The sequence below is a fragment of the Chitinophaga pinensis DSM 2588 genome (genome assembly GCF_000024005.1).
GTDB lineage: Bacteria > Bacteroidota > Bacteroidia > Chitinophagales > Chitinophagaceae > Chitinophaga > Chitinophaga pinensis.
Window position 1 is genome coordinate 6,087,587 of the sequence record NC_013132.1, and the last position, 20,484, is coordinate 6,108,070.

General features: G+C 45.4%; 17 protein-coding genes. 4 read left to right on the forward strand and 13 right to left on the reverse strand.

Going from position 1 to position 20,484, the window contains the following annotated elements:
* Positions 1 to 10: 10 nt before the first annotated feature.
* From CPIN_RS24145 to CPIN_RS24195, 11 genes are all read right to left on the reverse strand, one after another.
* Positions 11 to 883 (reverse strand): TssN family type VI secretion system protein, encoded by an 873-nt coding sequence (locus CPIN_RS24145; protein ID WP_222838149.1) that lies wholly within the window; start codon positions 881 to 883, stop codon positions 11 to 13.
* Between the two features lie 47 nt (positions 884 to 930).
* Positions 931 to 1,872 (reverse strand): type VI secretion system baseplate subunit TssG, encoded by a 942-nt coding sequence (locus tag CPIN_RS24150; RefSeq protein WP_012792470.1) that lies wholly within the window; start codon positions 1,870 to 1,872, stop codon positions 931 to 933.
* 10 nt (positions 1,873 to 1,882) lie between these two features.
* The gene (locus tag CPIN_RS24155) at positions 1,883 to 3,727 is read right to left on the reverse strand and encodes a type VI secretion system baseplate subunit TssF (RefSeq protein WP_012792471.1); all 1,845 of its coding nucleotides are present in this window, start codon (positions 3,725 to 3,727) and stop codon (positions 1,883 to 1,885) included.
* Positions 3,728 to 3,748: 21 nt separating this feature from the next.
* On the reverse strand, positions 3,749 to 4,183 hold the full coding sequence (locus tag CPIN_RS24160) for a GPW/gp25 family protein (protein WP_012792472.1): 435 nt from the start codon (positions 4,181 to 4,183) through the stop codon (positions 3,749 to 3,751).
* A 75-nt stretch (positions 4,184 to 4,258) separates the two neighbouring features.
* Positions 4,259 to 4,651 (reverse strand): type VI secretion system tube protein TssD, encoded by a 393-nt coding sequence (gene tssD, locus CPIN_RS24165; protein WP_012792473.1) that lies wholly within the window; start codon positions 4,649 to 4,651, stop codon positions 4,259 to 4,261.
* Positions 4,652 to 4,693: 42 nt separating this feature from the next.
* Complete coding sequence (locus tag CPIN_RS24170; RefSeq protein WP_012792474.1) at positions 4,694 to 6,064, reverse strand: DUF5458 family protein; 1,371 nt, start codon at positions 6,062 to 6,064, stop codon at positions 4,694 to 4,696.
* Positions 6,065 to 6,094: 30 nt separating this feature from the next.
* Positions 6,095 to 6,541: a hypothetical protein gene (locus CPIN_RS24175; RefSeq protein ID WP_012792475.1), complete on the reverse strand. Its 447-nt coding sequence runs from the start codon at positions 6,539 to 6,541 to the stop codon at positions 6,095 to 6,097.
* Positions 6,542 to 6,572: 31 nt separating this feature from the next.
* A complete protein-coding gene (locus tag CPIN_RS24180) occupies positions 6,573 to 9,044 on the reverse strand; it encodes an ATP-dependent Clp protease ATP-binding subunit (RefSeq protein WP_012792476.1) in 2,472 nt (823 codons plus the stop codon).
* An 8-nt stretch (positions 9,045 to 9,052) separates the two neighbouring features.
* Positions 9,053 to 11,389 (reverse strand): type VI secretion system protein TssR domain-containing protein, encoded by a 2,337-nt coding sequence (gene tssR / locus CPIN_RS24185; RefSeq protein ID WP_012792477.1) that lies wholly within the window; start codon positions 11,387 to 11,389, stop codon positions 9,053 to 9,055.
* A gap of 6 nt (positions 11,390 to 11,395) precedes the next feature.
* A complete protein-coding gene (locus CPIN_RS24190) occupies positions 11,396 to 12,337 on the reverse strand; it encodes a PKD domain-containing protein (RefSeq protein WP_012792478.1) in 942 nt (313 codons plus the stop codon).
* Positions 12,338 to 12,383: 46 nt separating this feature from the next.
* Positions 12,384 to 12,878: a type VI secretion system transmembrane protein TssO gene (locus CPIN_RS24195; RefSeq protein WP_012792479.1), complete on the reverse strand. Its 495-nt coding sequence runs from the start codon at positions 12,876 to 12,878 to the stop codon at positions 12,384 to 12,386.
* A gap of 218 nt (positions 12,879 to 13,096) precedes the next feature.
* Between CPIN_RS24195 and CPIN_RS36995 the strand changes: the two genes are divergently transcribed.
* The gene (locus tag CPIN_RS36995; RefSeq protein WP_083781142.1) at positions 13,097 to 14,536 is read left to right on the forward strand and encodes a L,D-transpeptidase family protein; all 1,440 of its coding nucleotides are present in this window, start codon (positions 13,097 to 13,099) and stop codon (positions 14,534 to 14,536) included.
* A gap of 154 nt (positions 14,537 to 14,690) precedes the next feature.
* Positions 14,691 to 15,731 (forward strand): zinc-dependent alcohol dehydrogenase family protein, encoded by a 1,041-nt coding sequence (locus tag CPIN_RS24205; RefSeq protein WP_012792481.1) that lies wholly within the window; start codon positions 14,691 to 14,693, stop codon positions 15,729 to 15,731.
* A gap of 159 nt (positions 15,732 to 15,890) precedes the next feature.
* Here CPIN_RS24205 and CPIN_RS24210 read toward each other — a convergent pair whose 3' ends face one another.
* Both CPIN_RS24210 and CPIN_RS24215 read right to left on the reverse strand, forming a co-directional pair.
* Complete coding sequence (locus CPIN_RS24210; protein WP_012792482.1) at positions 15,891 to 16,337, reverse strand: pyridoxamine 5'-phosphate oxidase family protein; 447 nt, start codon at positions 16,335 to 16,337, stop codon at positions 15,891 to 15,893.
* A gap of 109 nt (positions 16,338 to 16,446) precedes the next feature.
* Positions 16,447 to 18,534, reverse strand: coding sequence for an LTA synthase family protein (locus CPIN_RS24215; RefSeq protein WP_012792483.1), 2,088 nt, complete (start codon positions 18,532 to 18,534; stop codon positions 16,447 to 16,449).
* 191 nt (positions 18,535 to 18,725) lie between these two features.
* On the opposite strand from CPIN_RS24215, the gene CPIN_RS24220 reads away from it, so the two are divergent.
* Both CPIN_RS24220 and CPIN_RS24225 read left to right on the forward strand, forming a co-directional pair.
* Positions 18,726 to 19,400 (forward strand): response regulator transcription factor, encoded by a 675-nt coding sequence (locus CPIN_RS24220; protein ID WP_012792484.1) that lies wholly within the window; start codon positions 18,726 to 18,728, stop codon positions 19,398 to 19,400.
* Positions 19,397 to 20,440: a sensor histidine kinase gene (locus tag CPIN_RS24225; RefSeq protein ID WP_012792485.1), complete on the forward strand. Its 1,044-nt coding sequence runs from the start codon at positions 19,397 to 19,399 to the stop codon at positions 20,438 to 20,440. Before CPIN_RS24220 ends, CPIN_RS24225 begins: the two co-directional genes overlap by 4 nt.
* The last annotated feature ends 44 nt before the right edge of the window (positions 20,441 to 20,484 follow it).

A 20,484-nucleotide genomic window follows, 5' to 3' on the forward strand; every position in this document is an offset into this window, starting at 1 on the left:
ATTATTTTAATCAGATAAAAATGGATTCATCGCCTGTTACAACCGGCCGGGCGATATTCTCTGTCACCCGTTTAGCATGAATGGTCACCTTCTCCGTAATACCATTCTGCCTGATATCCAGGTCAGGGTCAATGAAGACGTTTCGTTTGAATACGGATGTTCTGATAAAGAAGATCCATTTATAAGGTTCCTCCGCCGTAGCCAGATAACTCACCGGCTGTTTGGGAAACTTCAGATTATAGTCATCAATAAACTTATAGAACCAATTACCAAAAAGCATATTCTCCGGCGCTTTCACCTTCACTTTAATCGGTTCCGCATCACGGGTATGTTTGAATACTTCCAGTTCAAGTACAAGCATCCTGTTAAAGTCCAGGTGTTCCATATCCAGGCTGACCGGCAGCAAAGGATACTGCCATACCTTGTAGATCTCTGCGGGGATATTCAGCAAGGCGATATAACTCCACCAGAACAAAACGGGTAACATAAAACTGAATGTGCTGGTAGCGGCCCAGCTGCCTATTTGCTCTTTACTTAAAAAATCAAAGATGGTCCGGTACAGGTAAAATCCCAGCAGACAGGCTATCAGTAATGCGATTACGAGAATGGGACGCCGGTCATGTAATTCATTGACATAGTATCTTGTCATCAGGTAAACAAACACGCAGCCGGTCCCTATAAAATAAAGCATACTAAGTATGTAGCCCCAGGGCATATAATCCAGCCCCAGTAAGCCAAGTAACCCGGGTATAGCTAACACCAGTCCCATCACCAGGATGGCGGTGATCAGCTTTTTGTTATTAATAAATTTGTTCTTCTTATTAACAACAACGAGTATTGTTGCCGATACTACCGCTATGAGCGGCAAAAGCAGGTATCGCATAAAAAATTGTTGTACGTCCATTATCTGTAACATTTATGTTAAGCCATCTACAGGTATACTGTAAATCCCAGGAAGGTATTGGCGCTGTCATTCCCCAATGATCCTTTCCGGTCAGCCTCACTTGTGATCAATTCTACATGCACGGTTGTTTCTATCGGTACCAGGTAAGCAGTTACCGTATCAATCAGTTTTGCATACCGTTTGCCTGGCAGAAAAGCCAGCAACTTCTCACTCGTAGCAGGTCCGATGCTGATCTTCATTTCTTCTCCTTCACTGACAAAGCTGTTCCCGATCACCATGTCAGCACCCAGAGACGCGCCATTGCCTACTTTACAGCGCATATCATCCGCTACAGCCATCTGTATAACGGCAGCAGGATTAACACTTACGCTCACCGGGATATCAAACAATACAGACAAAAGATTGCCCATAAATGCGGTATCATTCCGGCGTTGCTGTATAGCAGGTAAGAGGTGCATCCAGATGATACGCTGGTCATTATCCAGCATACTGAACTCTTCCCACTCCGCACCAAATACCATGGAGAGATCATGGTAGGCGGTCTTCTTATCCAGACGGTTCTCATACCATTCCAGCAGGATACGCATGTGATTCAGCTCCGCTTCAAAAGGCATAAAGAACTTTCTTGCATCCTTCTCCTCATTCCTGCGCAATTGTACATCCGCCATCATTTCCACTTCTGACAAACCGGAACTTCTCACCGGCGCTACGTGGAACAATCCTTCAGGCAACATATCATACAAGCCTTCCCGGTTGATCTCTACAATCAGTCTGTCTTTCAACAGACTATCCGAATAGCTTGTCTGGTAGCCCTGGATGTCTTTCGCATACGCGCTTCGTTGCGGACCAAGCGGCAGCACTGCTACCTGGTCAGTGTCGACAATCCCGTTTTCCAGCAATTCAGCTACTTTAACGGTCGCCTTAAAATCCGTATCCAGTTCATTGATGATATGCAGTCCTTCTTTCATCTTTTTTGCTTTATGCCAGCATTAATCTGTAGTGCAAGTGCATGGTACTACGCATCTGCAATTTTGTACGCGCCAGTTCCAGCAAGGCGTTCCAGTCTTCAGCCTTCAGTTCATTGCCCGCTGCGGGTGTCAGTATTAAGTCCACCGTTTTCACAAATCCATCCTTGGGTTTAGCCGATTTCACCAATCCCTTTCTGAGCTCCACTCCTGTGATATGGCTACCAAATTCCCAGTGACAGAAATTCACGATGTCCGTCTGTGTAACAATCCTGTCTCCTGTGGTCAGGCCGTACTTATACGCCCGCACCCTGTTAGCCGCATTTAAGCGGGAGCGTCCTCCCTGGGTAGTGCTCAACAGCAAGAGGCTATCAGGTTGTATCCTGGCACTTTCAAATGGCTGTAAACGGCTGCCGGATCGGATATTATTTGCCAGCTCTGCATTGGTGGTCCAATACTCCAGAAATAGGATATCTGCATGATCCAGGGGTTTAAATACAAGGTAGTTCAGCAGTTCACGGGTATGCTGTTGCCCACCGGTCTTCTGTGCAATCATGGAGATATTCTGTTCCAGTTCCTTCAGGGCTGTATTCAAAAAATCAGTCCCATAAGCAGCAAAAGCGGCCTTTTCATCCCGTAGCAGTTCAAACAGGTAGTCCAGTATTTCACGGGCATTTCGTTTGTCAAAGCGTTCTGTTCCTCCATAGCGCACGGAGAACAAACCGGCACTCCTTTCATCGTTATAGCCCTGCGGGATTTCCGTATAGCGATTGCCCATATTATCCCTCAGACTGTCTACACTCAGCAACTGCTCATGGTCTGCCATTTTCAACGGAATAATATCCGTCATGATCTTTAGCCTGTTTTTGCTGTCATGTCGTTTCTTATTCACGACAGGAAAGGCGTTAATGGATACAGACAATTCATTGAGCATATGCTGTTGAATCGTGGCAGGTACCTGGATCTTTATCCAAAGCAAATCGTCCTTTAAAGGTTCCAGACTATTCTTTGCAAATACAGTCGCAAAAGCTGCCGGATATGGTTCCAGTAATGCAGGCGCCCAGGCTATATCCGTCAGTGTATAAAATCGGTGCCGGTAATACGCACTCACGTCACGCAGGAGGATATGCAGTATCTCCCGTTCTTCAAACGGAGAGCGTATACCTGCTTTCGCCACATCATAAAAGTGATCCTGTACCACCTTCAATACATGTCCCCGTACAGACCATGCTGCAAAAGACAGCAAGTCATACGTCTGCCGTTCTACCTGGTAATTCTTCCAGTCAAAGTAAAACGTCATGCCGTCGACGGACGGAAGATCTCCCGGTACCTTTACGCCCACATAAAAGCTGTTAGGCGCCAACTGCTGTCCCGGCTTTGCTTGTGTCAATAAGGAGCGCTGTTGCTGATCATCTACCTGGAAGAGGTTATTGCCTGTCGCGATGTAGGCTACATTTGCATTGAATAGTTTCACGGGTTGCAGTGGACTAAAAAACAAATCCATCGTCATTTCCCGGTTATTCTCTTCCTTGTCGACCATTCGTTTGCCATAATAAAACCGGCTCTTTTCATCGATCGTCTCTACGATTTCTACCGGCCTTGCGTGCAGAACAGCATGTGCGGGAATTGCTGATATCAATGTATCAGGCGCCAGTATACCCGAGAGTTTATCGACCATACGGTTCTGTAAATTGCTCACCTCATTGGAGATATTGAACAATTCTGTACTCAGCGCTTCTATCAGCAGTTTTACCAGCGGATCAAAATCAGCCGTTGCTGCAAGTCCCCAGTATTCGCGTGCATGTTTCAGCACCCTGTTCCTGATCTCGTCTTTCGAAGAATAAAATAGTTCGTTCATTTCACTTGCGGGTAATGGTGACTAACTGCATAGCGGACTTAAAAACAGCGCCGTATTAAAACTGTAATGCTCGCCTGTTGACTGCACGATACCGGTAACGGTAAGCGCTACTTTCTTCTTTATCTCAGAGATATTCCTGCCGAAAAACAGTTTCTCTACTTCACTCATTTTCACCTCTACCTCTATGCGATCCAGTCTTGGTTCATCCCGCATAATAGAACGTTGCAGGGACTGACGAAACTTCTCTTCCCATATCCTTTCACTGACTACCAGTTCAAAATCCAGGTCCCAGATCTCACAACCATAGTCTTCATTATGACGATGCTCTCCGTATCTGGTAAAGATGATCAGTTCAATATGCTGTGAAATAGAGCGGCCGGTATCGGTGATGTCAAGTTCCTTTCCTGCGAAAATGTTCCTGAGACGAAAAGGTTTCTGATATAGTAAGTCTGACATATCCGGTATTTAATGTTTCCAGAGAACGCCCACGGAACAGACGTTCCGCAGGCGTATGTACCATGGTTAAACGGGCTACTTAGGCCAGTCGTTTTCGTGATCTGCGTTACCCATTTTGATCTGACGGGCAGAGATCTGGAAGCTGACAGTCATCGGACTATCACTGTAGGCATTCATGCCCTCAGAGAAGCTGACGATATATGCATCTGAAAAGGTGATCTCTTTCATCTTGGCATCTTCATCCTGTTTCTTGATGGTGATGCTGCCGTTCACCGGCTTAAACTGGTTATTTACCATACTTTCAATGATGGAAGTATCCTGGTTGGATTCTACTTCTACATCGATCTTACCACCGTATACACCGGAAGTAGGTCTGCCTTTCAGATCCACATCGCGATACATGGAATAAGAGCACTGCAATACATCATATTGTTTACCAGAGAAGGTTAAGGTTGCTTTGAAGGCCATAACTGTAATTTTTTAAATGTTTATGTTTTGATGGTTTGTTTGTTATTGTTGTGCATATTCTGATGCCCAGGTGGTCGCTTCGTCTTCCCCTTTGTAGCCATCGAGTTTTACCACAAAACTCTTTGCCGGGAAATAAGGCGTGATATGGATATCCAGGTGGATGGTATCTTTCTGTACTTCATCCCGCTCGAAGCGCATGATCTTGAAATGCTCGATCAGGCGGTCTGGTCCCTGTATCCTGTCCAGGAATTTAACGATCTGTCCACGCAGGTCCTTTTCCGTTTTGGAGGTCCAGTTTTCAAAAGCACGTCTGTTGAGGAAATCAAAAAGCACCTTGGTGATGTAGTCAAATACCCTTACTACTGAATAGGTCTGTAAACCAATATTATCGCCGTTGAAAAGCGTTTTGGCAGAGAAGGCCATTACTTTACCATACTCATTTACCATGGGTACCAGACCGAGTCTTTCCAGGTGAGAGATCTCACTTTTCTTCAGTTCGAAGCGCACGCCATCCACATCATTCATAGAACCATGTTTCTTACCTGCCGTCACCTGCGACATAAGCGTATGATACATCTTTCCGGCCAGTGCTGCCGAACCGGGCACAGTCAGGTCGTCGTTTTCACCGACTTCCTGCACTTTACCACGGCCGATCAGCCAGTTGCAGGTCATAATCACATTTGATCTATATGCGTCTCCGCCGGTGAGATTAGCTTCTGTAAAGAGGTCGATCACATCATCCGGATGATCCAGGTCAGCAAAGTCCGTGATCAGCATCGCCTTATGTTTATAGGCAATAGCCGCCCATTTCTCTACCACTTTGTTGGAACCCATATAACCCGGCACTACCAGCAGGGAATAGTTCTCCCGCAGATCCAGACGGTCATATTTCTGTTTCAGTTCATCATTTACATACTCGATGAAGCGTGGATTATCGAGGTCCTGTATCTGCTCCTGGGAAGCATTCAGCAGTACGACATTCTTGAGCTTATCTGCTTCTGTGTTCTGGTAGAACAGGTTAACTGCGCGATAGGATTGTTCCAGTTCACGGGTCGCTTTCAGTGCGATGCCGATGTTTTTATTGATATTCTCTTCTGCCACCTGTAAGCGCTCATTACTACGTTCTATCATAGTAGCTACGGAGTCTGCATTCTCCAGAATGTCTATCCAGAGACGGATCTTTTTTTTCAGTTCTTCACGTTCCCTCCGTTTCTCATTGCCGGTCAGAAAGATCTGTTTCCTGGCCTTTCTGTCGGGGTTCAGGTTTTGTAAACCATCTATTGCTGTTTCCAGCAGATCGATACCACCCACACGGGCCAGTTTCTCCAGACTTTCTGCCAGGGACAGCTCCGCCTTTACTGCTCTCTCTGCGGTTTGAACACCGGCTGCCTGTTGTTTTTCAGTACTTGCCATATTCGTTTATTTTATAGCACGATGTGCCGGTTATTTATTTTCTTCCAGTTCGGTGATGAAATTCCTGAGTGCACTGATAAATGCGTTCTTTGTCTCTTCATTGTCCAGCGTTGTCTTTAAAGTCTTATTCGACTTCAGTTGTTTGATCACGCTCATAGACATTTCCTTTTCAATACTCACGTTGTTGAGATGCTGACTTTGTCCGACGATACTCCTGATAGAGAAATCGCCCAGGTTATTGAATTGCAGATTCTCATTAGCGAAGGAACCGTCGTAGCGTTCAAACTCCACATTCACATTTGGTTTGTAGTGATTGAACACTTCCTGTACCGTTTTCAGCCCTTCCACTTTTTCCGGTCTGATCGGATCATTGTCCGTCAGTTTCTGTACAAAGAGTGTCTTATTGTAGGCAATGTCAGCAAATGCCTCCGAGGTATCGATCTTTCTTTCGTTGCCGCCTATTTCGTAGTTAAACATGGTATTATTATTTACAAGTGATGATTACGTGTTATTGTATGCGCCATTCCAGTTTCTCTTCATCGGTATGTCTGCCGACACTTATCTCCTGTCCTTTCTTTACATCTCCGGCGATGATAAATCTTGAGATAGGTCTGCGCAGTTCATTCCGGATAACACCCGATAACTGTCTGGCGCCGTATTTCGGATTAAACCCACCCAATGCCAGCATACGGGCTGCTTCCGCTTCTACCTGCAGACGGATACCTTGCTGGTGTAAAGCCTGTGTCAGACTATTCAACTGCATTTCGAAAATGCGGACCACATTCTGCTCGCTGATCGGTGCAAAGGGGACGATCTCTGACAAACGAGCCAGGAACTCCGGACGGAAATAAGGAGACATGATTTCCAGCAGTTGCTGTGAGGCAGGGATCTCTCCCCGGTTCATCTGTGCCGATATCTGCTCGCTGCCGATATTCGAAGTAAACAGGATCAGGCTATTGGAGAAGTCGCCTTCTTTCCCGAGACGATCATGCATATGTCCTTCATCGAGGATCTGCAGAAACGTGTCAAATACAGATGGATGTGCCTTTTCGATCTCGTCAAACAGCAGGACGGTGTATGGCTGTTGTCTGATCTTGTTCACCAGCAATCCGCCTTCTTCGTAACCGACATATCCCGGAGGAGCGCCATACAACAGTGCAGCGGAATGCTCTTCCTTGAATTCGGACATATCAAAACGGATCATGGCTTTTTCATCGTTGAACAGGAACTCCGCGATGGATTTAGCCAGTTCTGTCTTACCTGTACCGGTAGGTCCCAGCAGGAAGAAAGAACCGATAGGCTGTCCTTTTTTATTCAGTCCGCTCCTGGATTCCAGAATGGCATCTGCCACCACCCTGAGTGCATGGTCCTGTCCTACCACCCTATTCTTCAGGAAAGGCACCATATTCAGCAGTTTTTCCCTTTCCTGCGCCTGGATCTTACCCAGCGGAATACCAGTCTTATAAGAGACGATAGCCGCTATTTCCTGTCCGCTGACTTCCTGTACCGGTATAGTCGCGCGTTGCTGTAAAGCCGTGAGTGTCCTGTCCAGGTATTCCTGGTATTGTGCGTTCGTCTCAAAACCAGCGACAGCGGTTTCGTCCTGTAACTGTCCCAGCAACACCGGACTTACCTTGTCCTGCAATTGTGTATACAACCACTGATAATCGCTGAGTGATGGGGGTGTTTCCGTTGTCTGTAATGCCTGTAAAGCCTGTTGCAGTTCCACTAATACTTTGGCACTGGTATCGTTCATGAGTTTAATGGCAGCCAGTGTACGGTCCAGCAGATCAAAAGCTGCATCTGGTAAGCGCCGGTCTTTCATGTATCGTTTAGCCAGGTGTACACAGTCGGCTAAAGCAGCAGGCCGTATCTGCAATTGGTGATGGGTGGCATACCGTTCGCTCAGTTTTTCCAGCATACGGATAGCGGCCGCTTCAGTCGGTTCTCCTATCTGCAATACTTCAAATCTTCTGTTGAACGCCTGTTCCGGTTCAATATATTTGCGGTACTCTTCCAGGGTAGTAGCGCCGATCACGGTGATCTCTCCCCTGGCCAGTTCTGGCTTCAGGAGATTACCGATTCCTGCTCCCAGCGGACCTTTACTATCCAGCAGGGTATGTATTTCATCGATGAAGAGTACGGCTTTGTCAAACTGTCTGATCTCTTTCAGGATGTTCTTGAGGCGGTCTTCTGTTTCCCCCTTATAGGAAGCACCTGCTATCAGTGCGCCCAGGTCCAGTTCGAAGAGTTGTGTACGCTTCAGTTGTTCCGGTACTTCACCGGCCACTATATCTGTAGCAAATCCGTCTACCAGCGCTGTCTTACCAACGCCTGCATCACCGGTAATGATGACATTCGGCTTCGTACGGCGGCACAGTATTTCCATCATCATCCGCAGTTCCCTGTCTCTTCCGATAATAGGATCTGTTTTGCCTTCACGTGCCGGCGTCAGACGGTCAATACAATACTTGTACAAGGCGCCAGTAGTATTAATAACTGCCTTCTCACCCTGCTGGGTAGCTGGCGCAACCACCTGTCTGATCTCTTCATCCCGCATAAAACCATCCAGTACTTCCCGTTCTTTCAGGGGAAAAGACTTCAATTGCTCTACGGTGAATCCAACGGTCGGTTTACAAAGCGCAGCCAGTACACACACCGGATTGATGAGATCAGCACCTATCTTCAGTCTGATATGATCTGCCTCTTCAAAGACGCTGGCGATTGCTGCACTGCCTTTCACTTCATCCGTCACCTGTGCGGTCTTCTCCAATGCTTCTATCCTCACTTCCGCCCACTCTGCGATATATGCCGCATCTTTATTGATGGCTGTCAGAAAGCTGTAAAGGCTTACTTCCTTATGCATCAGTGCCTTCAGCAGATGCGCAGGTGTAATTTCACCGTTATGATATTCCTTTGCCAGGGATTGTGCGATCCGGATGGCAATCTTCACTGATTCATTACTATTCGAAATGTTCATACTGCTATTTACTTTGTGGTGTCAGCACTGAAATTGTCTCTTGTGATGTAGTAGTAGATCTTCCCGTTGGAGATGAACTGCTGTCCTACCTGTGTGGCAATCTTGATCTGCTCTCCAGAACGGATCAGGAAGCGGATATAATTTTCAAAATCAGCTTTGGGCATCCGGCTATCCTTTTTCAAATCACCTACTGTAAAGCGGTCGAAGGACATCTGATGTAATGGGAAGCCTGTCACCGTTTTAAAGTAGGCCGTCAGCGACATAGACCGGATGTCATTCTTCGACAGATCGAGGTCTAACAGATGACGTGGGATGCTGATATAGTTAGTCACCAGTTTCTTTCTGAAAGAGGCCTGATCAGGCGCCAGGTTCTGCCCCGCCATAAAGGCAATGATGTCGTTCATCTGTTTGTACTCTGCTGCATTCAGCACCAGGGTGTATTGCAGTAGTCCGGGATTGGCAGCCACCACATTCGCAGGAACATCACTTGTCATAAAATATTTGAACCCGTTGTGTGGCATTCTGTCGGCAACGTCTTCTCCTACAGGAGGTGGCAACTGTCCCTTTACTGTTTCAGAAAGATTGGCATTTGCAACGCCACGCAGCCGGAAGGCACTATCCAAAGAATTGATCTGTGTGCGGATATCGTAGTCCGTCTCACGCAGGAATCTTTTGGTAGCTTCTGTGATATACTTCTTGGAGTTCACTTCCCCTTTTGTCGGGAATACCACACCACCCTGTATCAGACTATTCTCCGGATAATCCAGGAAATAGGACACAGAATCCTGCTGACTGATATTGTAGGCATGACGTTCATCCAGTCCTTCGCCATTGATGAGGAATTTCTTTTTTACTTCGGATGCATAGACCGCCGATTCGGATACCAGTTTCTTTGCGTTCAGCACGAAATTGTTATACCATTCATTGTAATCACTGTACATCTGCATTGTCAGCAGGCGAACGTTCTGCTTCCCAAGTTGTTCGCTGAGCTGCTGAAAATGTTCTGCAGAATCCCCTACGCTACCGATCAGCATAATGAGATTGGTTTCATTATGATGGGACTTAAACAGCTCAAGCGCTGCACGTACACCATCATACATGGGTTCAGCAGTCACATTGTTATTACATTGGGCGGTTTTCTCTGCCTGTGTACCCAGAAAGGCCATCAGTTTACGGTAATCCGGATAGATGCCTCCGGTAGTTTCGATACCTCTTGCCACACAGTTCTGATTATCTCTGTATACCACCGCGCCAAAGCTTAACTCATGCTGTTTATCATATTCACCGAAAACATTCTCCAGTGACTGGATCGTGTTGGTCAATCCGGGATAGTATTTCTTCATGGCGCTGCTGGCATCGATCACAAACACGACGTTCAGCTGATGGATATGTTTCCGCAGATCGAGATAATCATTGTATTGCAAGGCAGAACCATCGATCGTAATCAGTGTATTGTGTGATTTATCATATACATCGACTGTTTTACCTACCTTATATCCTGCAGCTGTATTATTCAGTACCGGTGCGCTTTTCAGGATAAAATCCTCTTCGCGCAGTAAAGGGTCTGCATGTTCCTGGTGCAAAATAAGCGAAGCTGAGTCCACCAGTGATTCATTCGCAGGAACAGCAGGTGATATATATAATCTGTCACCCCAGTTGTGCAGGGCATCCGCCGCGATCCATCCACAGATCACCTTATCTGCACTATCCGCGACCAGCTGCGTTTCATTACCGATCAGGTATTTCCTGCCATCTTCCGAGCGTTTGTAGATATAACTGATCTGATGTAATCTGACCTTTGCAACTGCCTTTTTCAGTTCCGGAGAACTATACACAAAAGCAGAATCCGTACGGTCATAATAGGTCTGTGCAGCTGTCAACGGCATCTTGTCACTGATCACGGTGATGGCTTTCGCCGGAAAGCCGGTCTTCGTATCTGACCAGGACCTGTTCCACATCAGCAGTTTCCAACGGGAGATCCATCCATAGCTGACAGCGCTTTTCCTATTATTGATCTTTCTGCCGTTTAGTAAGCCGGTATTATATTTTACCAGTTTCACATAACCGCCTTTTTCCGCTGTTACATAGAAAGCTTCCATAAAGGTCAGTTTCTTCATGACCAGACTTCCACCGGGTGTCGTGGTGGTGTAGTTATCATCTCTGTCAGAAAACACCACCCATGGCGCTGCTGTCTTAGGTTTTTGTGTACTGAGTCTTGTGTCTTCGGCTGGCTTCACAAAAGCGTCTGGCAAAGGCTTTACCTTCTGATGAAAGGGCAGCGTTATCTGCGCACTTACCCAGACCGCCTGGCTAAGCAGTATAAAAAGAGAAAATATGTGCTTCATGATTACTTATTTATTCGCTGTGCGGGCGGAGTGTTGTTTAATGTTTAACAATGTGGCGCAGGATGCTTTCGGACTAATGGTTAACTGTGCCTGATCGACAGAAATTTCTCCACCGAATGTGAGTCCCATACAGTAAGTATAGAAGTCACTGCTTTTTTTGTTGCTATCCTGTTCAATAGCAACTGTGATCTTTTCATTGCCGCACAGATATTTATTGATGAGGTAGTAGTAATTACTGTTAAAGTCTTCTCCATCAGCAATGGCCTGCAGACGTGCACGAATATCGTCAATGATCTTGCGCTCCCCTTCTCCGGGCACCACCAGTACCGTATCTAAACTCGGATCAGTGATATACATGATATGGGTGACAGGATGACTCTTATCACTGATCAGTCTTACCATATAGGTACCCGGTTTCCGGAAGGTATACAGCGCAGTACGGCCGTTTACATCTACCCTTCCCGTCTCTCCGAAAGACCATTCAAACTGTGTTCCTTTCCCTTCTGCTTCCAGACGTACTTCTTCATTGACTACGCCGGAAGTGGGTCCGTTGATGATGAGTGTCGTATCTGTCTGTGCGATCACGGTATCTTTCACTGTTACGGGAAACTGTACCTTCATATCCCCATCTATGGTGAGACGCACGATATAAGAGCCTGCCTTTCCGTAGTGATAAGTACCACTCTGTGTATTTGAACTGGTACCGTCCCCGAATTCCCAGCGCCAGTTTTTTGCGCCGCTGGTATTATCCGCATAGACCAGTTCTTCGTTCATATACAGCTCATTTTTCAGGATGCTGGCGTCACTCGTGCGTTTATCTGCAAAGACGTTCTTAAACAGAAAGATGAATGCTGTCAGCGCCAGGATAACAATAATGACATAGATAAAGATGGATCGTCTCGAGTTACTGTTCACTGACTTTGCATCGTCGATGATTGGGTCGAACATGTTGTGTTGTGTTTACTTAAGAAAAAATAATGGTTATTTTGGGGGCTTAATGGTTACCCTGTGTCCCGATACTTTCTTTCAGTTGACGGGTCGATAATTTGCAATCCTCCAGTGTCTTTCTGAGGTTATCGATATCATTGATATTCCCTTTCAGCTCCCGTCTGTTGAAGAAAAAAGTATTATACAACAGCGACACCTGCAGAAAGGACTTATATCTTGGGTCAAATGCTTGTCTGTCGTAATTGGATCTGATAGAGCCGAGTGAATACCGGATATCATTTTCCAGGAATACTGCTTTCACGGCGGGATCGAAGTTAACGATCTGCCGGTACGCCGTGTCAATGGTCGCACGTTGTACTTTTACCAGTTCTTCAAACTCCGCATCACGGGAAAGTTTATCTGTGAGGTCCTCTTTTGATATGGTTTTGCTATCTCCGAAATCATGAAACAATCCAAATCCGAGGAGGCTAACGGTGAACAAAAATATTCCGCCAAGGAATAAGAATTGTTCCCTTCGTTCTTTTACGCTAAGTTTTATCATCGTTCGTTCTTGTGTATCTGTCACAATTATTTCACGACTCAAAATTGAGGATAAATCAATTCATGGGATATCCCCAAATGTGGGAGTATCGGTCACCGGTAGCGGTGTGAATAAGGATTTTAACATATATGATCCTTATAAAATGACCACAGACAGTCATCATCATAATGATCGTCATTGCTCATAGAGAAATAGCAGTGTAGCTTTAAGAAAAACCGATGATGAGAAAAATAGCCTATCTGATCATCTTAATGATGATGTACGCCAACGCCGGCCGGGCCGCAGAAAAGATGTACTGGTTACCGGCTGATTGCTCGCAAAATCGTCAGCAACTATTCAGTTATTTTAAGCAGGCGGCTTTATTAGGGTTGGAACAACGGGACTATGCTTTTGCCCTGGTACAGCAACTGCAATCTGGTTATATGCCGACAGACTCTCTCATGACAGACAGGGCGCTCACTCAGGCGGCAATTGCATTTTTTACGGATGTAGCCTATGGCCCTGCAATCACACGCATTGGATATGATGGTCTGAAATACGTGCCGGATTGCCTTGATATCCCCACTCTTCTTTATAGCGCCCTTGCTAATAACAACTTTAACAAATTGCTGGAAAAAGTAGAACCTTCGGCACCACAATACAATGCCTTAAAAAGTATGATTGCATTTTATAATGACAGATTACAGCGGCAGGATTATCACCCTGTAAAAATCACCTCCGAAACAGCCGATAGCAGCAATCATCCATTGATAGATAAATTATACCAGCTTGGCTTCCTCGATGCGCCTGACTATACTGCGCATGAAGACACCCTTCGCATAAAGATAAGAGCGGCTGAATATATGTTCGAATTCCTGGAAGATGGAGCATTGAGACAAGGTGTAATCGAGGAGTTAAATGTTTCACTGGAGAAAAGGCTGTCCGAACTCAAACATGCCATAAACACCTTCCGCTGGTTAAACTGTTTGCGGAAATACCAGTATGTAGTGGTCGTAGATATTCCCGCCGCAGAGCTGTTTGTATATCTTGGCGACAGTACCATGCTTAATTCCCGGGTAATCGTAGGTAAAGCAAAAACGCCATCCTCTCCCCTGGCGAGCAGGATAGATGAAGTCATCCTGTTTCCTTACTGGACAGTGCCGCACAACATCGCTGTTAAGGAATTGCTTCCGGGTATTAAAGGCGCTCCTTCCATATACCTTGAAGCGGGCAACTACCAGGTACTGGATAAATCAGGCAGGATACTGGATCCGCAATCTATTAACTGGAATACGCTGAATAAACATAATTTCCCTTATACGCTGAGACAAATGTTTGGTTGCGATAATTCGCTGGGTATTATTAAACTGAATTTCTTTAACCCATACAGCACTTATCTCCATGATACCCCTGCAAGAAGTTACTTTATGTTCAACAGCAGGTATTTCAGTCACGGTTGTATCAGAGTAGAAGACGCCATTCCCTTGGCGAAGCTACTCGTACCAGCTGAAGCTCCGCGTATTGATAGTTTATCCCGGATGAAAACACCGCCTGCGGGTAGTCCGATAACTATCCCCATGAAACCCGGTATACCTGTCATCATCCTGTATGAAGTGGCCTGGCCTGACGCAAACGGCAAAGTGCGTTTCTTTGAAGATGTATATGAAAAGTTTAAATAAATCAGGATTGCATAGATCAGCAATACAAGTCTTCTAAATCCGACTTTTCCATATAAAAACGGTAAAGTCTTCCCGAATGACAACAATCATCCTCACACCCGTATCTGGTCATTGCATTACCATTGCAACATAAGGTAAATTCACAGAAAAAAACATGAAAGCACTGGTATATCATGGCCCCGGCCAGAAAGCATTCGAAGACAAACCACAACCTGTTATACAGGCGCCTACTGACGCCATCGTCAGAATACTTAAAACGACCATCTGCGGTACCGATCTGCATATCCTGAAAGGCGATGTACCCGAAGTAACCGATGGTCGCATTCTCGGACATGAAGGAGTCGGTGTAATAGCCGAAACGGGCAGCAACGTATCCAACTTTAAAAAAGGTGACCATGTACTCATCTCCTGCATTACCGCCTGCGGCAAATGCGAATATTGCCGTAAAAGCATGTACTCGCATTGTGAAAACGGCGGATGGATATTAGGACACCTGATAGACGGTACACAGGCAGAATATGTCAGGATTCCTTTTGCAGATACCAGTCTTCATCATATACCGGCTGGAGCTGATGAAGAAGCCCTGGTGATGCTGAGTGATATTTTGCCCACAGGGTATGAATGTGGTGTACTGAATGGGAAAGTAGCTCCCGGAAGCACTGTTGCCATCGTCGGCGCCGGTCCTGTTGGTCTGGCGGCACTACTGACCGCAGACTTTTATTCCCCGTCAAAAATCATCATGATCGACCTGGATGAAAACAGGCTACAGGTAGCCCGTCAATTCGGCGCCACAGATACGATTAACAGTGAAAAAGAAGCCGTAGTGGAACGACTCATGGCTATCACAGGTAATCGTGGCGTTGATACCGCTATTGAAGCAGTAGGCATACCCGCCACATTTGAACTATGCGAATCCATTATCGCTCCCGGAGGCTGTATCGCTAATGTCGGAGTACATGGCAAACCTGTCACCCTGCATTTACAGGATTTATGGGCAAAGAATATCACGATTACAACCCGGCTGGTAGATACGGTAACTACACCATTGTTGCTGAATACAGTCGTCTCAAAAAAACTGGATCCGAAACAATTGATTACCCATCGGTTTGAATTGCAGGATATTCTGAAGGCATATGAAACGTTTTCACATGCGGAGCAAGAGAAATCATTGAAGGTGATTTTGTCTAATGATTAGCAGGATAATTCCAGTTAATAACGATATAAGAGCAACAGTTAGCTTATGCCGTCTGGCTGGGATAAGCTAACTGTTGCTTTATCTGCATGATACCCCCAAAACAAAAAAGTCTGCTATAAAGCAGACTTCGTTGCAACTTTCGGATACATTATACAACTATTACGCAAATTCGCATCTTCCTGTCATCGTCTCCATACGAATACGATATACGATAGGTCTTATCAGCGGAGCCGCATGCCCTTCTCCTATCGCATCCGGTAGTCGTGCTGTCTCACTCAGCTGCGTGTGCATCAGCCGACTCACCAGAAACTTCATGGCATAATATTTTTCTTTTTCATCCAATATTTCTTCAAATCTTCCCTGACAGATCACGCTTTTCCAGTTACGCTGATCGCTGATCTCGTCTACTTCAAAGCCCACCTGCGGGTTCTTCCGCATCATATCTATCTTCAAACCTTCTCCTGAATGCGCGATGATATATTTCTCATTATAAGCGTAACTCACCGGCACAATATATATCTGATCACCATCACGGCAACCAATTCTACCGGTTACATTACGAAGCAGTAATTCCTCCATTTCCTGTTGATTGAGTGTACCTAGCATACGTTCCTGTTTTTTTGCTTTGGCAATTACAATGAGTACAAATAGACGACTATTCTGTCGCCACAACAATGACGACAATCAGGAAATGGACCGGGATTGGTCATATGTATCAAAAGGACTGTTTCCTGTTCTTCAGCAACCAGCTGATACTTTGATAGTAGGCGATCGCCTCCCGGGATAGGTCAGGCTCTACCTGTACAGGCGCCGCATTGCCGTTATGGAAGTCGGGAATATATTCATGTACTGTCTTTACGGGTGATTGCACCACGAGCTTTCCATCCCGCAGGTACCCCAATCCCTGATAAGTGCTGATAAATGCACGTTGTTTGTCTGACGGTGTGTTTAATACATCCTGCCCAAAGAATTTAGAGCGGTAATCTAAGTGGAGTAAACCAAGAATAGTCGGCGCGACATCTATCTGGGCCGTCAGGGTATTTACTTCCTGCGGCTGCAGTATCTTAGGCGCATAGATCAACATGGGAATATGATAACCTGTAACTGGCAGTTCTACGCTACCCGCACTGCCTGCGCAATGATCTGCTACGATCACGAATACGGTGCTGTCAAACCAGGGTTTATGACTCGCTTCCCGGAGGAATTTATTGATGGAATAATCAGTATACTTTACCGCTCCCTGTCTTACCTGCATAGCAGCGGGGATGTCTATCCTTCCGTCAGGATAAGTATAAGGACGATGGTTACTCACCGTCATAATATGCGTAAAGAAAGGTTTTCCAGCGCTGTTATCCTTATCCAGTACATTCAGTGCCAGCGTAAACAGGTCTTCATCTGCTACCCCCCAGATATTCTCATAATGTATCTTATCAGCCGGTATTGAAGAGCGATCAATGACGGTATAGCCATTATTACCAAAGAACTCCTTCATATTATCGAAGTAACTATAACCACCATAGAGATACTGCGTAGTATATCCATGTGCGCGCAAAACGCTCCCCATAGAGAAAAGGTGTGCATTATCAGGGCGCTTCACGATGCTTTGTCCTGGTGATGGAGGAATAGACAATGACAAGGCTTCCAGACCGCGGACTGTTCTTGTGCCGGAGGAATAAAGCTGGGTAAACAGCAGACTCTTTTTAGACAGCGAATCCAGGTAAGGGGTAATGTTCTCCGTACTGCCGAATGCCTTCATAAAATCAGCACTCAGACTCTCTACACTAATCATCACCACATTCAGCTTACGTTCAGGCCCCGGATAAGTAATATCCCTTTCTATGCTATAAAGATCTTTACCAATAAAATGGCTATTGGGCGTAGTCAGCTGTTGCCGCACCTTACTAAATGCGGTGGTATCGGGAATCGTCTTGTAGAATTTATAAAAGTCCAGCTCGTTTTGTGTAAAGGCCACCGCAAATTCGTAGATACCATTGCCTGCCAGCGAATTAGCATATTCATTCGTGCTGAAATGCCGCCATTTCCCGTTAACGATATTATAGCTGCTAAAAGCAAATAAGAACAAACCGCCAGCAATAAGCGATCGTTTGGCAAAGGACATATGTACCCTGCTGACACTTTCCTTTATCGGATGCCGCATAACCACAACGACCACAATGGCGATCACGACAAGTGTACTGACAATCGGCACTAAAGGATATGACTCAGAAATATTTCCTAACACCTCGGTCGTATACACCAGATAATCTACCGCTATAAAATTATACCGGGTAGAAAACTCCCGCCAGAAGAACCACTCACTCACAGCGTTCATCAGTAACAGGAATACCGTCAATGCCGTCACGATATACAAGAAGCCTGTGCGCCATTGTAAGCGAAAGTGATACGGCATAAAAAAGAGAAACAGGTAAATGGCAAAACGTGCCGTCAGATAATACAACAAGATATGATACAGGTCTTTGTTGTAATCTTTCGGGACGAGATGCGTGAAGAGCAAGATGCCCATGAACGTGAGGAATCCCGCCGTAACAAAAGGCAATACTTTTAGCCGGTAAATAAACTCATTCTGTAACCAGAGATGCAGTACAAAAGGAATGACAATAAGGGAAGCGACCGAAAGGTCATACATTCCGCCAATAAACAAGGCACTCACAAACTGTATGGCAGATACGCCTGAAGCCGGTGTACTAAGCAGTAAGACGACACGTGTCAGGAAGGAAAGTACAAGCATCAACAGTACAATCAATACAATCAGTGAGAATCTGTTGCGAAACACATTCTTCATTATCCAAGCTGTTTTAATCTGCCTGCAAACTTAGCAGCGAATTCTGTCGGAAATTGGTGCTGATCATCCCTAAGACCCGGACGCCCTCATATTTTCACAATACATTAACGCCTAGTAAAATATATGTCATGAAAACAGCGCGATAAATCTTACCTTCAGAATGTTTTTAGAATTCCTCTATATTTTCACGGATGAAAATTTTGATAATAGAAGACGAACCGGCCCTTTCAAAGAGCATCGGCGCTTATCTGGCGGACGAAAATTATCTCTGCGAATATGCGGGTAACTTCGGACAGGCCATCGACAAGATCACCGTATATGATTATGATTGTATCCTGCTGGACCTGATGCTGCCCGGTGGCGACGGACTAAAAATACTGGAGGAAATCAAGGAACAGAATAAACAGGATGGCGTCATTATCATCTCTGCTAAAAACTCACTGGACGATAAAATCAAAGGTCTGCAGATCGGTGCGGACGACTATCTGACCAAACCCTTCCACCTGCCTGAACTGGCCGCCCGCATTTATTCTGTGATCAGACGTAAACAATTCGGAAACGTCAATATCATCGAATTGAATGAATTAAAGATCAACCTGCTGGCAAAAACGGTTTCCGTTAACGACAACAACGTTGTACTGACCAAAAAAGAATTTGACCTCCTCCTCTACTTCATCAGCAATAAGAACAAAGTCATTTCCAAAAGCGCGCTCGCAGAACACCTTTCCGGTGATGTTGCCGACATGTTCGACAACTATGACTTCATCTATGTACATATCAAAAACCTGAAAAAGAAACTGACAGAAGCCGGTTGCGACAACTACCTGAAAACACTCTACGGCACAGGTTATAAATGGGAAATATGAGCAAGCTGCTGAACCGCACCATGAAACGTTTTATGGGATACGCCGGACTCGTACTGGTCATCAGTATACCGGTGTATTACTACGTGATCAATATGTTATGGCATCACGAACTTGATGAACATAAAATCGAGCTAACCGCCGCTGCCGGACGGGAAGACCGATATCTCATCATTCTCTTCGTAACACTACTGACCGTATTATTCTTTCTTCTGCTGATGATCGGATTTATACTACTGAACCGCAGGATCTCCAAACGTCTCTGGCAACCTTTCTATAATAGTCTCGCACAGATCAAAGGATTCAACCTCGATCAGCAGCAAACCGTTAATTTTGAAGAAACAGATATCGAAGAATTCTCAGAACTGAATAGCAGTCTGAATAAACTGATTGCAGGTAATATTGCCGTGTATAATCAACAGAAAGAATTTGCCGATAATGCCTCCCACGAACTACAGACGCCGCTGGCTGTTATTCAGTCCAAACTGGATCTGCTGTTACAGACCAAACTCCTGACCGACGAACAATACGACCTCATTGAAGATGCGAATAAAGCATTGGCCCGCGTCACCCGTATCAATAAAAACCTGTTACTGCTGACCAAAATCGAGAACAGTCAGTTTATGGATAAAGAGACCATCGATCTTTCAGAATTACTGAAAAATTCACTCGTCCTGTTCTCTAATTTCTCAGAGAATAAAAACCTGGTATTTGATCAGGATATCGCTACAGGTGTAACAATAGAGGGTAATAAGATTCTGGTGGAAATATTATTAAATAATCTGATCACCAACGCTATCCGCTATACCCCCAATGACAATACGATCCAGATCACATTGAACCACAAAGCTATGTTTATTGCGAATCCCGGTACGCTCAGTCTGCAACAGGAACAGTTGTTCAAACGCTTCGGCACCACCTCTGTCGAAACACCTGGTACCGGCTTGGGACTATCTCTGGTGAAACAGATCTGCAGCCGTTATAGCTGGAAAACGGATTATACTTTCAGTGATATGCGGCACATCTTCTCCGTGACTTTCTAGTTTAGATTTCCTTTCGAATCGGGTCTTAACTATGCAGAAAATAT

Excerpts from the sequence above, each read along its gene's own strand:
- CPIN_RS36995 (WP_083781142.1), top strand. The coding sequence starts at position 13,097 with ATGATGAGAAAAATAGCCTATCTGATCATCTTAATGATGATGTACGCC.
- CPIN_RS24160 (WP_012792472.1), bottom strand. The coding sequence starts at position 4,183 with ATGTCAGACTTACTATATCAGAAACCTTTTCGTCTCAGGAACATTTTC.
- CPIN_RS24210 (WP_012792482.1), bottom strand. The coding sequence starts at position 16,337 with ATGCTAGGTACACTCAATCAACAGGAAATGGAGGAATTACTGCTTCGT.
- CPIN_RS24175 (WP_012792475.1), bottom strand. The coding sequence starts at position 6,541 with ATGTTTAACTACGAAATAGGCGGCAACGAAAGAAAGATCGATACCTCG.
- CPIN_RS24215 (WP_012792483.1), bottom strand. The coding sequence starts at position 18,534 with ATGAAGAATGTGTTTCGCAACAGATTCTCACTGATTGTATTGATTGTA.
- CPIN_RS24225 (WP_012792485.1), top strand. The coding sequence starts at position 19,397 with ATGAGCAAGCTGCTGAACCGCACCATGAAACGTTTTATGGGATACGCC.
- tssD (WP_012792473.1), bottom strand. The coding sequence starts at position 4,651 with ATGGCCTTCAAAGCAACCTTAACCTTCTCTGGTAAACAATATGATGTA.
- CPIN_RS24205 (WP_012792481.1), top strand. The coding sequence starts at position 14,691 with ATGAAAGCACTGGTATATCATGGCCCCGGCCAGAAAGCATTCGAAGAC.
- CPIN_RS24195 (WP_012792479.1), bottom strand. The coding sequence starts at position 12,878 with ATGATAAAACTTAGCGTAAAAGAACGAAGGGAACAATTCTTATTCCTT.
- CPIN_RS24190 (WP_012792478.1), bottom strand. The coding sequence starts at position 12,337 with ATGTTCGACCCAATCATCGACGATGCAAAGTCAGTGAACAGTAACTCG.
- CPIN_RS24170 (WP_012792474.1), bottom strand. The coding sequence starts at position 6,064 with ATGGCAAGTACTGAAAAACAACAGGCAGCCGGTGTTCAAACCGCAGAG.
- tssR (WP_012792477.1), bottom strand. The coding sequence starts at position 11,389 with ATGAAGCACATATTTTCTCTTTTTATACTGCTTAGCCAGGCGGTCTGG.
- CPIN_RS24150 (WP_012792470.1), bottom strand. The coding sequence starts at position 1,872 with ATGAAAGAAGGACTGCATATCATCAATGAACTGGATACGGATTTTAAG.
- CPIN_RS24220 (WP_012792484.1), top strand. The coding sequence starts at position 18,726 with ATGAAAATTTTGATAATAGAAGACGAACCGGCCCTTTCAAAGAGCATC.
- CPIN_RS24155 (WP_012792471.1), bottom strand. The coding sequence starts at position 3,727 with ATGAACGAACTATTTTATTCTTCGAAAGACGAGATCAGGAACAGGGTG.
- CPIN_RS24180 (WP_012792476.1), bottom strand. The coding sequence starts at position 9,044 with ATGAACATTTCGAATAGTAATGAATCAGTGAAGATTGCCATCCGGATC.
- CPIN_RS24145 (WP_222838149.1), bottom strand. The coding sequence starts at position 883 with ATGCGATACCTGCTTTTGCCGCTCATAGCGGTAGTATCGGCAACAATA.